This is a genomic window from Clostridium sp. TW13 (genome assembly GCF_024345225.1).
Taxonomy (GTDB): domain Bacteria; phylum Bacillota; class Clostridia; order Clostridiales; family Clostridiaceae; genus Inconstantimicrobium; species Inconstantimicrobium mannanitabidum.
In genome coordinates this window covers 758,734-774,476 of record NZ_BROD01000001.1, presented here as the reverse complement: position 1 = coordinate 774,476, position 15,743 = coordinate 758,734, and the positions used below count along the sequence as shown (strand labels likewise).

The window sequence follows — 15,743 nt, the reverse complement described above, 5'->3', positions numbered from 1 at the left end:
ATACCTCCTATCTCTGTACCTTTCCTGTTCTAATATTGAAGGCTGCTATTGTAGCTTCTTCCTCACTAAGACCTTCTGCCTTCTTTTCTTTGATAAGTTGAAGCATAATTTCGTAATCCTTTGGCATTATCTTTACAAACTTTTTAGCTTCCTCATTGAATTTATTTAATATACCTTGAGCCTTTTGAGATTTAGTGTATTTATAATGATTGTTTAATAGTTCTTTTAAGTTTACTATATCCTCAGAATCTAGCTCTTTAATTGTAATAAATTCTGTATTTATATTTTTAGCAGCTAATCCTGACTCATCATACACATATGCTAATCCCCCACTCATACCTGCTGCAAAGTTCTTTCCGATAGTTCCAATGATTGCAACCATACCACCTGTCATGTATTCACAACCATGGTCGCCAACACCTTCAACTACAGCCTTAGCACCTGAGTTTCTTACGGCAAACCTTTCTCCAGCTATACCTGAAAAATAAGCTTCTCCACTTGTAGCACCATAAAGCGCTACATTTCCAACAATTACATTTTCATCATATTTAAATGTTGATTTTGCATTTGGATAAGCAATAATCTTTCCACCTGAAAGGCCTTTACCTACATAGTCATTTAAATCTCCTTCCATTTCAAGAGTAATTCCTCTTGGTATGAAAGCACCAAAACTTTGACCACCTGAACCATTGCACTTAATTTTAATAGTATCCTCTGTTAAAGCTTCTCCCTTATAGATTTTAGTAACTTCTGAACCTAATATAGTACCTAAAGTTCTGTTCACATTAGTAACATTTACTTCAAATTCTACCTTCTCACCCTTTTCCAAAGCTGGTTTAGCTTTTTCTAAGAATTCAACAACATCTACGCTGTTTTCAAGTTTGAAATCATAAGCTTCTGCTTTATCAAAGACCTTTGAATATCCTTCGGCAACTGGTTCTTTATATATTAATTGAGATACATCTAATTTACTAGCTTTCCATCCCTTGACTTCTGATTTCTGAACTAGCTTATCTACTCTTCCAACCATTTCATCAATTGTTCTGAAGCCAAGTTTAGCCATATACTCTCTAAGCTCTTCAGCAACAAAGTGCATAAAGTTAACAACATATTCTGGCTTTCCTTTAAATCTCTTTCTTAATTCTTCATCTTGAGTTGCAACTCCTACTGGACAAGTGTTTAAATTGCATACTCTCATCATTACACAACCTAAAGTTACTAATGGTGCTGTTGCAAATCCAAACTCTTCTGCTCCAAGCAAAGCAGCTATAGCAACATCTCTTCCTGTCATCAACTTTCCATCTGTTTCAATAACAACTCTGCCTCTAAGGTTATTTTTAATTAATGTTTGGTTTGCTTCCGCAAGTCCTAATTCCCATGGAAGTCCTGCATGCTTAATTGAAGTTCTAGGAGCTGCTCCTGTTCCTCCATCATAACCTGAAATTAATATAACCTCCGCTCCACCTTTAGCAACTCCAGCTGCAACTGTACCTACACCTGCTTCAGATACAAGTTTTACAGAGATTCTTGCATTTCTATTTGCATTTTTTAAGTCAAATATTAATTGTGACAAATCCTCTATTGAATATATATCATGATGAGGTGGTGGTGATATAAGTCCAACTCCTGTTGTAGAATGTCTTGTCTTTGCAACCCATGGATATACCTTAGATGCTGGAAGTTGACCTCCTTCACCTGGTTTTGCTCCTTGTGCCATCTTTATTTGAATTTCTTTTGCATTTACAAGATATTCTGAAGTAACTCCAAATCTACCAGAGGCTACTTGCTTAATAGCTGAACATCTATTTTCTTCAGTACCTTCTGTTAAGAATCTTTCTCTGTCTTCTCCACCTTCACCAGTATTAGATTTTCCACCTAGTCTGTTCATAGCTATTGCTAATGCTTCATGAGCTTCTTTTGAGATAGAGCCATAAGACATTGCTCCAGTTTTGAATCTCTTTACTATAGATTCAACACTTTCAACCTCATCTAAAGGAATAGGATTTTGTTCAAATTTGAAATCTAAAATTCCTCTTAATGTGTTGTACGCTTCATCTTGATTTAATAACTGAGAATATTCTTTATATAATCCGTAATCACCTGTTTTAGTTGACTCTTGTAATTTATGAATTACTAGAGGATTATATAGATGTTCCTCTTTTCCACTTCTGAATTTAATGCTTCCATCACTATCTAATGAGTCTGCAAAAGCACTCTCCTTAAATGCAACCTTATGCTTCATCAAAGTCTCTTTTTGAATTTCATCAATCCCTATTCCACTGATTCGACTTGCTGTACCAGTAAAATATTTTTCGATAAAATCACTATTTAATCCAATAGCCTCAAATATTTGTGCCCCTTGATAAGATTGTATTGTAGATATACCCATTTTTGATAATGTCTTTACTATTCCTTTGGTTGCTGCTTTATTAAAATTGTACACTGCCTTATCATAATCAACATCTAACTTACCTTTAGCAATTTGATCCTTTAATGTTTCATATGCTAAATATGGATTTACTGCTGATACTCCAAATCCTAATAATGCTGCAAAATGGTGAACTTCTCTTGGTTCTCCACTCTCCAATACTATTGATACCTTTGTTCTTGTACCTTGCTTAATTAAATGATGATGTAATCCTGCAACTGCAAGTAATGAAGGAATAGCTGCTTTTTCTTTGCTTATACCTCTATCTGTAAGAACTAATATATTGTTTCCTTCTGTTATCTTAACATCTGCTAAAGTAAACAATTCTTCTAAAGCTTTCTCTAAAGAGCCGTTCTCTTCACAATTATCAAATAGCATAGGCAATTCAACTGTCTTAAATCCATCTCTGTTTAAAGCTTTTATCTTTCTAAGCTCTTCATTTTTTAGTATAGGAATCTCTAATTTAAGCTGCTTACAGTTTTCTTCTACCTCATCAAGAAGATTTCCTTCTGAGCCTAAATAAGTTTCTGTAGCTGTTACTATCTCTTCTCGCATAGCATCAATAGGAGGATTAGTTACTTGAGCAAAAAGCTGCTTAAAGTAGTTATATAAAGGTTGAGGTTTTTCAGACAATACAGCTAATGGTGCATCAATTCCCATTGCTCCTATTGGTTCTTCTCCTTTTGCCCCCATAGGAATTAAGTTACCATTTACATCTTCGTAAGTATAGCCAAACGCCTTTTGCTTCTTCACTAGGTTTTCAACAGCTTCATCTTCTCCTTGAACTTCAAGCTCATCTAAAGTTAATAGATTCTTTTCAAGCCATTCCCCATAAGGATGCTTTGTTGCGTAACTTTGCTTTAATTCCTCATCATTTATTAGTTCACCCTTTACAGTATCAACTAATAACATCTTTCCTGGTCTTAGCCTCTCTTTAATCTTAACTTTGCTTTGATCTATAGGTAAAACTCCAACTTCAGATGATAAGATTAAGTAACCATCCTCTGTTACATAATATCTAGCTGGTCTTAATCCATTTCTATCTAACACTGCCCCTAATTTTTCTCCATCAGTAAACACTACTGCAGCTGGACCATCCCAAGGCTCTAATAGATTTGCTTGATATCTATAGAAGTCCTTCTTTGTTTTGTCCATATCCTTAACTTTGCTCCATGGCTCAGGAATTGCCATCATAACTGCTAATGGTAAATCCTTGCCATTCATCATTAGAAACTCTAATGTATTATCTAAAATAGCTGAATCAGAGCCCTCTTTATTTATTATTGGAAGCACCTTCTTGATTTCATCACCAAGAACTTTTGATTCCAATGTATTTTCACGAGTATAGAACCAGTTAACATTGCCTCTTAATGTATTAATCTCCCCATTATGAATCATGTATCTATTAGGGTGAGCTTTTTCCCAGCTTGGGAATGTATTAGTACTATATCTTGAATGTACTAATGCCAATGCACTTTTGAAATCATCATGCTTTAAATCTCCATAAAAATCTCTAAGTTGTGTTGCTAAAAGCATTCCTTTATAAACGATAGTTCTTGATGAGAACGATGCAACATAAAAAATATCTTCTTTAAATTCTTCAAATTGAGATATCTTCTTTTCTGCAATTCTTCTACTTATATATAATCTTCTTTCAAAGTCTATACCAGCTTGTATATCCTGAGGCTTCTTAACAAAAGCTTGTATAAAATATGGCATTCCCTTTAAAGCTGTTTTTCCTAAACCATTAGGATCTGTAGGCACTTCTCTCCAAGTTATGAATTCAATACCTTCAGCTTCTAAACATTGTTGAAACTCTCTTTTTGCTAACTCCCTTTTACTTTCATCCTTTGATAAAAATAAATTAGCTACAGCATAATCGCCTTCTTTTGGCAGTTCAATGTTTTTCTGCGCAAGAATTCTTCTAAAAAATTCATCTGGTATTTGCACTAGTATTCCTGCACCATCACCTGTATTTTCTTCAGCACCCATTCCCCCTCTATGCTCAAGTCTTACAAGTATTTCCAAAGCATCACTAACTATTTTGTGATGTTTTTGTCCCTTAATATTAGCAATTGCTCCAATACCACATGCATCATGCTCAAACTTTGAATCATATAATCCTGAATTTAGTCTTTCCTTTCCCACCATTTACATCACCTTTCCTATTTTCTATGAAACCACATTAACATAAATGTCATTTATTTCACGTTTTTTATGATAATATGTTATTTTTATCTTCAATATATTATATATTTTACAACAGTATAGCACACTTCTTATTAAAATAATATATTATTTTGAACTTTTTCTTTATATTTTTAAGCAAAATTTATTTATTCTAAATTATTTTAAGTAAAATCCGTTTAAACAAATTTATTTTAAGTAAATAAAAAAAATACTAACAGTATAATATATTATACTGTTAGTATTTCAAAAAGATATTAGGCATATTCCAAAAGAACAACTACCTCAATATACCTTAAATTATATTTTCTTTTTTTACACTTATGCTATTAGCTAACACTACTGCTTCCCTAAAATTCTTTGTAAATCTTTCTCTTCCTATTCTTGTTGTCATTCCCATATTCTTAAGTACCTTTAATGGGCCTGGTTGAATACCTGAAATTACAAGTTTTATATTTTCTCTTCTACATTTCTCTTCTACCTTTTTAAGTACATTATAGGCTGTAGCATCCACAACTGAAACATGTTTCATTCTTAAAATTAGAACTTCTGCAGATGAATCCACCTGTCTCATCATATCCATAAAGGTATCTACTGCACCAAAGAATAATGCTCCTTCAATGTCATAAATAATAACTTCATTTCCTATCTTGCTTGTATCAATTCCTTCTAATTCATTGAATATTTCACAGCAATCATCCTCTTCTAACTTATTTACTTCAATAGTTCCAGCCATTCTTCTCATAAATAATAACATAGCAATTACCATACCTATTTCAATTGCTAAAACTAAATCAAAAATAACTGTTAAGAAAAACGTAAATAATAATATGATTACATCACTCTTAGGTCCTTTAATCATTGCTTTAAATACTCTCCATTCACTCATGTTATATGACACAACTATAAGTATGGCACCTAGAGTAGTAAGTGGAATATACTTTGCTAATGGCATAAATATAACCATTATAAGAAATAATGTTATAGCATGCACAATACCTGCTATAGGGGTTCTACCACCATTCTTAACATTTGCTGCTGTTCTTGCTATAGCTCCTGTGGCTGGTATGCCTCCAAATAAAGCTGAGGCTATGTTCGCAACACCTTGAGCAACTAATTCCATATTAGAATTATGCTTTTTACCTATCATACCATCGGCAACAACTGCTGATAACAGCGACTCTATGCTTGCAAGGAAAGCGATTGTTATCGCTGGTTTAATAAGTTCTCCTACAGTACTAAGATCCACATGAGGAATATGTGGCATTGGAATACTTGATGATAAATTACCAAATTGACTTCCTATTGTCGCCACAGGTAACTTAGCAAAATATACAATCAACGTTGCAACAATCAACGCTATTAAAGAACCTGGAACCTTCTTATTTACCTTAGGCCAAAAGACTATTATTAATAAAGATAGTATTCCTATAAGAACTGTAACCCAATTTATAGTTCCAATATTTTTTATGTACGCTGCCCATTTTGGTAAAAATTCAGATGGAACCTTATTTATTGTAAGTCCAAGAAAATCTTTTACTTGTGTTGATAATAAAGTCACTGCAATTCCCGCTGTAAATCCAACAGTAATTGGGTATGGTATGTACTTAATTAATGAGCCAAACTTTAAAATTCCAAATACTATAAGTATAGCTCCTGCCATAAAACTAGCAATTATTAATCCGTCTAAACCATACTTCTGTATTATCCCATAAATAATTACAACAAAGGCTCCCGTGGGACCTCCTATTTGTACTCTGCTACCACCTAATAAAGAAATACAAAAACCTGCTATAATTGCTGTAATAAGACCTTTTTCCGGTGTCACTCCAGACGAAATTGCAAGGGCTACTGATAGTGGTAAAGCTATAATAGCTACAATTATCCCAGCTACTATATCCTTCATTAACTGTCCATCTGCCAGCTCTCTATCACGATGCTTCAATATGTAGTATAATTTTGGTTTCATTATATTCGTTGCTAATAATCTATAAAAATCTATGGAGATTGTTTTGCTATGGTTTTATAGAATAATTGCAACAATTCACCCCCCTTATAAAATTTTTATATACTTTTTTATTATACGTTATTCGTAAGAATTTACAAACATTTTTTCATCTACATATAGAAAAACAGCTGTTACAGATTATTCCTATTATAATCTGTAACAGCTGCTTAAAAAATTTATTTTATTCCTTTTGATTCTAGATATTCATCATAAGTCATCTTTCTATCTACAAAAGTTTCTGGACTTACTTCAATAATTCTATTTGCTATAGTTTGCATAAATTGATGGTCATGAGTTGCAAATAACACATTACTCTTAAAATCCATCAAACCATTATTAACTGCAGTTATTGATTCAAGGTCTAAGTGATTTGTTGGTTGATCTAGAATTAATACATTAGCATTTGAAAGCATCATTCTAGATAACATACATCTAACCTTTTCTCCCCCTGATAAAACATCAGCTTTTTTAAGAGCTTCTTCTCCTGAGAATAACATTCTACCAAGGAATCCTCTTAAATAACTTTCTGTTTGGTCAACAGAGTATTGACGTAACCAATCTACTAGACTTAATTCACATTCATTAAAGTATTCTGTATTGTCTTTAGGAAAATATGATTGTGAAGTAGTAACTCCCCATTTAAGTTCTCCTGCATCTGGCTCTAATTCCCCTACTAATATCTTAAATAAAGTAGTAATTGAAATTTCGTTTCCTACAAATGCAATTTTATCGCCCTTTTCAATTCTAAAAGAGATATTATCTAGAACCTTAGTGCCATCAACTGTCTTTGTTAATCCTTCACAATAGAAAACTTCATTTCCTACTTCTCTTTCCATGTTAAATCCTACGAAAGGATATCTTCTAGTGGATGCTGGTATTTCATCTAATGTTATCTTATCAAGAAGCTTCTTTCTTGAAGTTGCTTGCTTTGATTTAGAAGCATTAGCTGAGAATCTCGCTACGAAATTTTGAAGTTCTTTTATCTTATCTTCCTTTTTCTTGTTTTGATCTTTTGCCATTTGCATTGTTAAATTACTTGCTTCATACCAGAAGTCATAGTTACCAACATACAATCTAATCTTTCCAAAGTCTACATCACAAATATGAGTACAAATCATATTTAAGAAATGTCTATCATGAGATACAACTATAACTGTACCTTCAAAATTTGATAAGAAGTTTTCAAGCCATGCAACTGAATTAACATCTAAGTGGTTAGTAGGCTCATCTAGGATAAGCACTCCTGGCTTACCAAATAAAGCTTGAGCTAAAAGTACTTTTACCTTTTCTCCACCTTCTAATTCTGACATCTTTTTAGATTGTAAATTTGTACCTATTCCAAGTCCTTGTAAAAGCATAGCCGCTTCTGACTCAGCTTCCCATCCATTAAGGTCTGCAAATTCTCCTTCTAATTCTGAAGCTTTTATTCCATCTTCATCTGTAAAATCAGCCTTTGCATATAATTCGTCTTTTTCTTTCATTATTTGGTAAAGTCTTTCATTACCCATAATTACTGTTTCTAGTACTTCTTTTTCATCGTATTGATAATGATCTTGCTTTAAAACTGAAAGTCTTGAATTAGGATCTATTGATACATCCCCTGTATTTGCTTCAATTTCTCCTGAAAGAATCTTTAAAAACGTAGACTTTCCTGCTCCATTAGCACCAATAACTCCATAGCAGTTTCCTGGAGTGAATTTTAAATTTACATCATCAAATAACTTACGTGAACCATATCTTAAGCTTACATTAGTAACTGTTATCATTAACATTGCTCCTTATTAATATATTTTATAAGATGAATATTTTGCATTTTATTCAACTTAATCTTCTCTAAAAAAATTTAATTGATTGTGCTAATTTGTGACACAATCAATTTATTATAACAAACTTAATGTAAATTGCATATACCTTTTTATCATTCCAGATTTTCTCTTCTCTGAGAAGACTTTTTAAATATCTCCAATAGATTATCCGTATTCTCTGAGATCAAATTTTCCTTTATAATATCAATTTGATTTTCAAATTCTTCTATTCGTTTTAATAAATTTCCCTTGTTATTTAAAAATAGCTCAGTCCACAACTCACCATTTATATTTGATATTCTAGTAAGTTCCCTATAACTATCTCCTATAAATCTCCCCGTATCATATTTTTCATTATCACTATTAATTAAGGCTACTGCAATTATATGAGGTAATTGAGAGGTAAAAGAAATCAATTCATCATGCTCTTCAGGCGTTACCTTAGTGACTCTCTTAAACCCTATTTGAAATGCTATATCCTCGACTACTTTTATGGCACTTTCACTGGTTCTTGCTGTAGGAGTTATTATGTAATTTGCCCCCGTAAAAACTTTGCTATTCGCATAGTTAATTCCCTTTTTCTCTCTTCCAGCCATAGGATGGCCAAAAACAAATTGAATATCTTCTCTTAAAACTTCCTCTACCTTAGAAACTATAACACCTTTTACTCCTGTCGCATCAGTTATTATTGCTCCACTTTTAAAATTACCATTGTTTTCTTTTAGGAAGTTTACTATAGAATCAGGATAAATACTCATAATTATAAGATCACATTCAGCAACTATTTCTTCTGCATTTCTATATCCCTTTTTAATTATCTTCTTTTCTTCTGCTATATCTAATGTATTTTTATCTTTATCAATTGCAAAAACATCTTCATACCCTGCCTCAGTTAAAGCCATGGCATAAGAGCCTCCAACTACACCTAAGCCTACTATGCAAATCTTCATAGCTATACTCCTTCTATACCATAACCCAAATTTTTCAATGCATTCAATGCCAGTACATATCCATACTCACCTAAGCCAACTATTTGTCCAACACAACCAGCTGCAGTAACAGATTTGTGCCTAAACTCTTCTCTTTTATGAACATTGCTAATATGAACCTCAATAGCAGGAATTTCTACTGATTTTAAAGCATCTAAAATCGCATAAGAATAGTGAGTATATGCACCTGGATTTATAACAATTCCATCAAACTTATTAAAGTACGCTTCATGAATAAAATTTATAATTTCACCTTCAATATTGCTCTGTCTGCAGTCTACTTCTAAATTCAACTTATCTGCCTCTTCTTTTATATATCTGATAATATCCTTATAGTCTCTTTGTCCATATATATTTTTTTCTCTGATTCCTAATAAATTCAAATTAGGTCCATTAATAACCATAACCTTCATATTCTATCCCTCATTCTCTATTTTCATAATATCTAAAATCTTTATTATACAACTTTCTTCATCTTCATCATTTATAACACGATAATCACAGCATTTTTCATAAAGTTCTTTTCTTTCATTATATAATTGGTATAACTTATCACTACCATCTTTTAGCAGTGGTCTTTCTTCTGCATTTATATCCTTCAAAATACACTCAACAGGTCTATCAATATATATAATCATTCCATATTGCTTTAGTATTTCAGAATTTATTTTTCTTTTTACCACGCCTCCACCACAGGATATCACTGTATTGTCTTTACAAGACAATTCTTTTATAGCTTCAGTCTCTTTTTCTCTGAAAAAATCTTCCCCGAATTTAAACATGTCATTAATAGACATTTCACTTTTCTCTACTATATACTCATCCACATCAATAAAATCCATATTTTTTAACGATGCAATCTTTTTTCCTAATGTGGTTTTACCTGCTCCCATCATTCCAATTAAAACTATATTCATAGCTTTTCCTCCAAAAGAGGTCTAATCTTTAAATATATCTCTTCCTCTACTGCATTAGATATTTCAGTATCCAACCAAATTTCTTCAGCCTTAACCGCCTGACCAACCAACATATACAATCCATCTATTGTCTTTAATCCATTTTCCCTAGCAAGTCTTAAAAATTCTGTTTCTATTGGATTAAAAATTATATCCACAGCTGTATTATATTTTTTTATTATTTCTGTACCAACAGGGCTCTCGCCCATATTAGGGTACATGCCAACAGGAGTTGTATTCACAATAATATCTCCTACTATATTTTTTAAGTCTTTATAATCAAAGACATCATATTTTTTAAATGTTCTTTTTGCTTTTTCCTTGTTTCTTGCAATCAATACAACATCCCTAGGCTTACTATCAGATACATATTGAGCAACAGCTTTTGCTGCTCCTCCTGTTCCTAATATAACAACTTTTTTATTCTGCAAAGAAACACTAAACCTATTTAACATTCTACCAAAACCATAATAATCTGTATTATATCCTTTTAATACACCTTCACAGTTAATTATAGTGTTTATTGCTCCTATCTTTTCCGCTTCCTTGGATAACTCTTCTACTGAATTTATAACCTCTTCTTTATATGGTATTGTAATATTAACACCTTTTATATTAAGGACTCTTATAGCTTCACCTACCTCAGCTATATTATTGTTTTCCACTTCAAATAAATTGTAAGTTGCTTTAATTCCCAACTTCTGAAAAATAACATTGTGTATTTCTGGGGATAAACTATGAGATAGTTTTTCTCCTATAAGACCAAAAGTTTTCATAAGACATCTCCCCTTATATTTCCATACTCATTTTCTTATAACAGCCTAAAATTCTAAAATATGATGAATCTTCCTCTAACTTTTTCAAAGCATTTTTAACTGCTTCGCTTCTTAAGTTTCCTTCAAAATCAATATAGAAAAAATATTCCCAATTAGATTCTTCCATCGGTCTAGACTCTATCTTCAATAAGTTTATAAAGTTTTCAGCAAAGAACCTTAATGAATTATATAGATTTCCTGCTTCATGCTTCAAGGTGAATACAACAGAAATCTTATCCGACTCTTCTTGTACTTCTAGTGACTTTCCAATAACAATAAATCTTGTGGTATTATTTCTATTATCATTTATTCCTTCTTTTATTATTTGCAGTCCATAAATTTTAGCTGCCTCTCTGCTTGCAATGGCTGCCTTGCTCTTATCATTTAATTCCATAACATATTTTGCACTCATAGCAGTATTATGATACGGTATCAATCGCCAATCACTATACCCTGATACAAATCTAGAACTTTGTTCAAAACCCTGAGGATGTGAATACACTTCTTTTATATCCAAAAGGGTAGTTCCCGGAATACCTAAAATATTTTGATCTATTTTTATACATTGTTCTCCCACAATGCTAAAGCCATACTTTCTTAATAGGTCATAAACTTTATTAATTGCACCCGTTGATGAATTTTCTATAGGAAGAATACCGTATTCTATCTCTTCTTTTTTCATGCCAATAAATATATCTTCAAATTCAGTATAATTCTTTGAGCCCTCATCTAATTTGAAATATTCCACCATGGCTTGATATCCAAAAGACCCCTTTACTCCTGGATATCCAACTGATACCATTGTATTTTTAGAACTCTTTCCCTCATTAAATATAATCTTCTGCTGATACGCTCTGCTAACTGCCATTAGATTTTCAAAAAATTCTCTTCCTTCTTCTTGTAAATCTTCTCTCAATCTCTTTGCATTCTTCTCTAATACTTCTTCTTCTCTTTTTCTATTTAATATTGGAATGTTATTTTCCTTTTTATATTGGCCAACTTTAGTTACTGTATCCATTCTCTCTTGAAAAAGTTGTGCAATTTTCTTATCTATTTCATCAATCCTATTTCTATATTCTTCTAATGCCATACTAAATTCACCTACTTTATCAAATCATAAATTCCTATAGCTGCAATAGCTTCTATTACAGGTACAGCTCTTTGCACAATACACGGATCGTGCCTACCTACTATTTTAAGCTTATCATTAGTTTTTGTACTTATATTAATTGTATCTTGTTCTTTATAAATTGAAGGTGTTGGCTTTATTCCAACCCTAAATATAATAGGCATACCATTAGTAATTCCTCCAGTTATACCTCCATTGTTATTAGTATTAGTTTTAACAACATCTCCTTCATAATAATATTCATCATTTGCCTTAGAACCTGTCAGTTTTGTTATATCAAAACCTTTACCAAACTCTATTGCTTTCACTGCAGGTACAGAAAAAGCTAAATGAGCAATAGTACTTTCCACTGAATCAAAAAAAGGATTTCCCACTCCACCTGGTACGCCTATGATAGCACATTCAATTACTCCACCAATAGAATCTTCTTGCTGCTTCACCTCTAAAATTTTATCCTTCATTTTCAGCAAAGCTTCATCATCTAACACAGCCATTTCTTTAGATTGAGCCTTCTTAAACTCTTCTATGTCAATGCTGCAATAATCTATCTGCTTATCTTCTACCTCTCCAATAGCTTTAATATGTGAAACTACTTCAATTCCCTTAGCTTGTAACAACTGCTTGCAGATTGCTCCTGCAAAAACAATAGGTGCTGTAATTCTACCTGAAAAATGTCCTCCACCTCTATAATCATTAAAACCGTTGTATCTTAAATGCCCAGGATAATCTGCATGGCCTGGTCTCATCAATATCTGTTGCGTAGTATAATCCTTAGATTTAGTATCCTGATTAAATATCACACCACATAAAGGAGTTCCTGTGGTTTTTTCATTAAAATAACCACTCATAATTTCAACTTTATCTCCTTCTTTTCTTGCAGTGCTCATAGAATTTCTTCCTGGAGCCCTTCTTTCCATTTCCCTTTGAACTTCATCAAAATCTACTGAAAATCCACTTTCTAAACCATCTACTGTAATACCTATTCCCTTTCCATGTGATTCTCCAAATATAGATATCTTTAATTTATTCCCCCAAAATCCGCTCATCAATATTTCCCCCTAGCCTTTCATAATCCTGCCAAAAGTTTGGATAAGATTTACTAACACATTCTGCATAATCTATAGTTACTTTTTCTACGCAACAAGTAGCTGCTATAGCAAGAGACATGGCAATTCTGTGATCTTTCCAGCTATGAACCTTTCCTCCTGTAAGTGTGTCTACCCCTTCTATTATTAGTCCATCTTCTTCCTCAATTATATTAGCGCCCAACTTATTTAACTCTGTACTAATAGCCTTTAATCTATCACATTCTTTAATTCTAAGCCTCTTAGCATTTATAATGCGACTTTTCCCTTTGCTTAATGCACAGACTACTGCTGTTATAGGAATAACATCTGGGCATTGAGCCCCATCAATTACTGTGCCTACTAATTCCCAACCTTGCACTTCTATTTCTTCTGCTTTCAAAACCTTTGCTCCAAGAGATTCTAATATATCAATAATTTCTTTATCTCCTTGAAGTGAGTTTAGGTCTAAATCTTTAATTTTAACTTTATTTCCTAAGGCATCTGCACAAAGATAAAAAGCTCCTTGAGAATAATCTCCCTCAACCCTATAATTCATAGGTGTATATTCCTGATTACCTTTAATTACAAATTGTTTATAATCATTATTAATAATTTTAATTCCAAACTTATTTAACATATCTAAGGTTAAATCTATATATCCCTTAGACTCCAATTCAGTAGTAATTTCTATTATTGAATCTTCCTTAAGCACAGGTAGAGTAAAAAGTAAGCCTGTTATAAACTGTGAGCTTATGTTTCCTTCTACTTTATATTCTCCACCCTTTAATTCACCTTCTATGCATAAGTCTAAAACGTCCTCTTTATATGAGTACTTTATTTCCTGCTTATCAAAAATATTATAGAAAGTTGTGAGTGGCCTTTTTCCCAAATTCCCTCTTCCTAAAAATTTTACTTTATTCTTTCTTGCAATGGATAGAGGCACTAAAAATCTCAAAGTAGAACCTGACTCATTGCAATCTATAATTCCCGCATCTTTTTCAAAAATATTAGTTCCATCTATTATCAATTTTCTTTCTTCTTCTATTATATCTGCACCTAGAGCTCTCATAGCATTAATTGTAGCAATTATATCATCTGAATAATCTATATTAGTAATAATTGATTTTCCATTAGATAAAGAAGCACAAATAACTGCTCTATGTGCCATACTTTTTGATGGTGGTATATTTACATCACCACTTAACTTTTTAGGGCTAATACTTATTTCTTTCATACTTCACCTCTACATCTAAATTATATGTAATGAAAGAGGCACATATTGTTGCCTCTCTCATTTTCAGATTCCTTATTTAAAAAAGTCACTACTTTCTTTTATTATATTCGCATTTCCTATTTCCTTTAAAATAATTAAATTTAATACATTGTTCAAATTTTTCTTATCTAAAGAAATAGCCTCTATTATCTTTTCTTTTTCATCTATTTGAATTTCATAGGGCAATTTATATCTTTGAAGAATAGATTGGATTTTTTGTACTGTACCTAATTTGGTCAAACCTTTCTTCTCACTAAGCTTAGTAATCTCGTACATACCTAATGCAACACCTTCACCGTGAGTAAATTTCTCATAGTTAAAATATTTTTCAATAGCATGCCCTAAAGTATGACCAAAATTAAGAATCATTCTTTCACCTGTATCTCTCTCATCTCTTTCTACTATTTGACGTTTTATATCACAACAGGTAAAAATCACTTCATCTATATATTCCATCAGCTGCTCTCTTCCTTCAAAAGAATCTAGTTTATCAAAAAGATTCTTATCTAGTATGCAGCCATATTTTATAACCTCAGCCATACCATCTGAGAAGAATTTTTCTTCTAAAGTTTCTAACATTTCACTATCAATAAATACAGCCTTAGGGTGATGAAAAGCACCTATTAAATTTTTTCCTTCCTCTAAATCGACTGCAACCTTGCCACCTACAGAAGAATCTACTTGAGCCAAAAGTGATGTGGGAAATTGTATAAAATCTATACCTCTTAAAAAAGTTGCTGCTACAAATCCTCCCAAATCCCCAATTACTCCACCACCTAAGGTTAATATTAAATCGCTTCTTGTAAGCTTAAATTTTAGCAATTCATTATAGATATAAGGCAATGTATTAAAAGATTTTGTTTTTTCTCCTGGTTCAAGAACTATTCTTATAGTTTCATATCCTTCATGTTTTATTAATCTTTCAACTTCATTTCCATAATAAGAATCTACATTTTCATCAGTTATTATAGCAATTTTTTTTCCTTTAAAAATTTGCTTAATATGCTTTCCAATTTTCTTTCTTATACCTTTTTCTATGTCTATATTATAGCTTCTATCACCTAAATTAACTCTTATTGTTTCCAT

Annotated in this window: 11 protein-coding genes; all 11 read right to left on the bottom strand. The window is 32.1% G+C overall.

The window, feature by feature from the left end; genetic code table 11:
* Positions 1 to 7: 7 nt before the first annotated feature.
* On the bottom strand, positions 8 to 4,579 hold the full coding sequence (gene gltB, locus OCU47_RS03625) for a glutamate synthase large subunit (protein WP_261827229.1): 4,572 nt from the start codon (positions 4,577 to 4,579) through the stop codon (positions 8 to 10).
* A gap of 331 nt (positions 4,580 to 4,910) precedes the next feature.
* Positions 4,911 to 6,587, bottom strand: coding sequence for a SulP family inorganic anion transporter (locus OCU47_RS03620; protein WP_261830577.1), 1,677 nt, complete (start codon positions 6,585 to 6,587; stop codon positions 4,911 to 4,913).
* A gap of 212 nt (positions 6,588 to 6,799) precedes the next feature.
* Positions 6,800 to 8,389 (bottom strand): ABC-F family ATP-binding cassette domain-containing protein, encoded by a 1,590-nt coding sequence (locus tag OCU47_RS03615; RefSeq protein ID WP_261827228.1) that lies wholly within the window; start codon positions 8,387 to 8,389, stop codon positions 6,800 to 6,802.
* Between the two features lie 152 nt (positions 8,390 to 8,541).
* Positions 8,542 to 9,378: a prephenate dehydrogenase gene (locus OCU47_RS03610; RefSeq protein ID WP_261827227.1), complete on the bottom strand. Its 837-nt coding sequence runs from the start codon at positions 9,376 to 9,378 to the stop codon at positions 8,542 to 8,544.
* A 2-nt stretch (positions 9,379 to 9,380) separates the two neighbouring features.
* The gene (aroQ, locus tag OCU47_RS03605) at positions 9,381 to 9,830 is read right to left on the bottom strand and encodes a type II 3-dehydroquinate dehydratase (RefSeq protein ID WP_261827226.1); all 450 of its coding nucleotides are present in this window, start codon (positions 9,828 to 9,830) and stop codon (positions 9,381 to 9,383) included.
* Between the two features lie 3 nt (positions 9,831 to 9,833).
* Entirely contained in the window at positions 9,834 to 10,334 is a 501-nt protein-coding gene (locus OCU47_RS03600; protein ID WP_261827225.1) for a shikimate kinase, read from the bottom strand.
* Positions 10,331 to 11,149, bottom strand: a complete 819-nt coding sequence (gene aroE, locus OCU47_RS03595) for a shikimate dehydrogenase (protein WP_261827224.1) — start codon at positions 11,147 to 11,149, stop codon at positions 10,331 to 10,333. The genes OCU47_RS03600 and aroE overlap by 4 nt, the downstream gene beginning before the upstream one ends.
* Positions 11,150 to 11,162: 13 nt before the next feature.
* Positions 11,163 to 12,278: a chorismate mutase gene (locus OCU47_RS03590; protein ID WP_261827223.1), complete on the bottom strand. Its 1,116-nt coding sequence runs from the start codon at positions 12,276 to 12,278 to the stop codon at positions 11,163 to 11,165.
* A gap of 11 nt (positions 12,279 to 12,289) precedes the next feature.
* On the bottom strand, positions 12,290 to 13,363 hold the full coding sequence (gene aroC / locus OCU47_RS03585; RefSeq protein ID WP_261827222.1) for a chorismate synthase: 1,074 nt from the start codon (positions 13,361 to 13,363) through the stop codon (positions 12,290 to 12,292).
* The gene (gene aroA / locus OCU47_RS03580) at positions 13,341 to 14,618 is read right to left on the bottom strand and encodes a 3-phosphoshikimate 1-carboxyvinyltransferase (protein ID WP_261827221.1); all 1,278 of its coding nucleotides are present in this window, start codon (positions 14,616 to 14,618) and stop codon (positions 13,341 to 13,343) included. Before aroA ends, aroC begins: the two co-directional genes overlap by 23 nt.
* 72 nt (positions 14,619 to 14,690) lie before the next feature.
* Complete coding sequence (aroB, locus tag OCU47_RS03575) at positions 14,691 to 15,743, bottom strand: 3-dehydroquinate synthase (protein WP_261827220.1); 1,053 nt, start codon at positions 15,741 to 15,743, stop codon at positions 14,691 to 14,693.

Bases quoted from the DNA above. Each gene is read 5' to 3' on its own strand.
- gltB (WP_261827229.1), bottom strand. From the start codon at position 4,579: ATGGTGGGAAAGGAAAGACTAAATTCAGGATTATATGATTCAAAGTTT.
- OCU47_RS03615 (WP_261827228.1), bottom strand. From the start codon at position 8,389: ATGATAACAGTTACTAATGTAAGCTTAAGATATGGTTCACGTAAGTTA.
- OCU47_RS03610 (WP_261827227.1), bottom strand. From the start codon at position 9,378: ATGAAGATTTGCATAGTAGGCTTAGGTGTAGTTGGAGGCTCTTATGCC.
- aroQ (WP_261827226.1), bottom strand. From the start codon at position 9,830: ATGAAGGTTATGGTTATTAATGGACCTAATTTGAATTTATTAGGAATC.
- OCU47_RS03600 (WP_261827225.1), bottom strand. From the start codon at position 10,334: ATGAATATAGTTTTAATTGGAATGATGGGAGCAGGTAAAACCACATTA.
- aroE (WP_261827224.1), bottom strand. From the start codon at position 11,149: ATGAAAACTTTTGGTCTTATAGGAGAAAAACTATCTCATAGTTTATCC.
- OCU47_RS03590 (WP_261827223.1), bottom strand. From the start codon at position 12,278: ATGGCATTAGAAGAATATAGAAATAGGATTGATGAAATAGATAAGAAA.
- aroC (WP_261827222.1), bottom strand. From the start codon at position 13,363: ATGAGCGGATTTTGGGGGAATAAATTAAAGATATCTATATTTGGAGAA.
- aroA (WP_261827221.1), bottom strand. From the start codon at position 14,618: ATGAAAGAAATAAGTATTAGCCCTAAAAAGTTAAGTGGTGATGTAAAT.
- aroB (WP_261827220.1), bottom strand. From the start codon at position 15,743: ATGGAAACAATAAGAGTTAATTTAGGTGATAGAAGCTATAATATAGAC.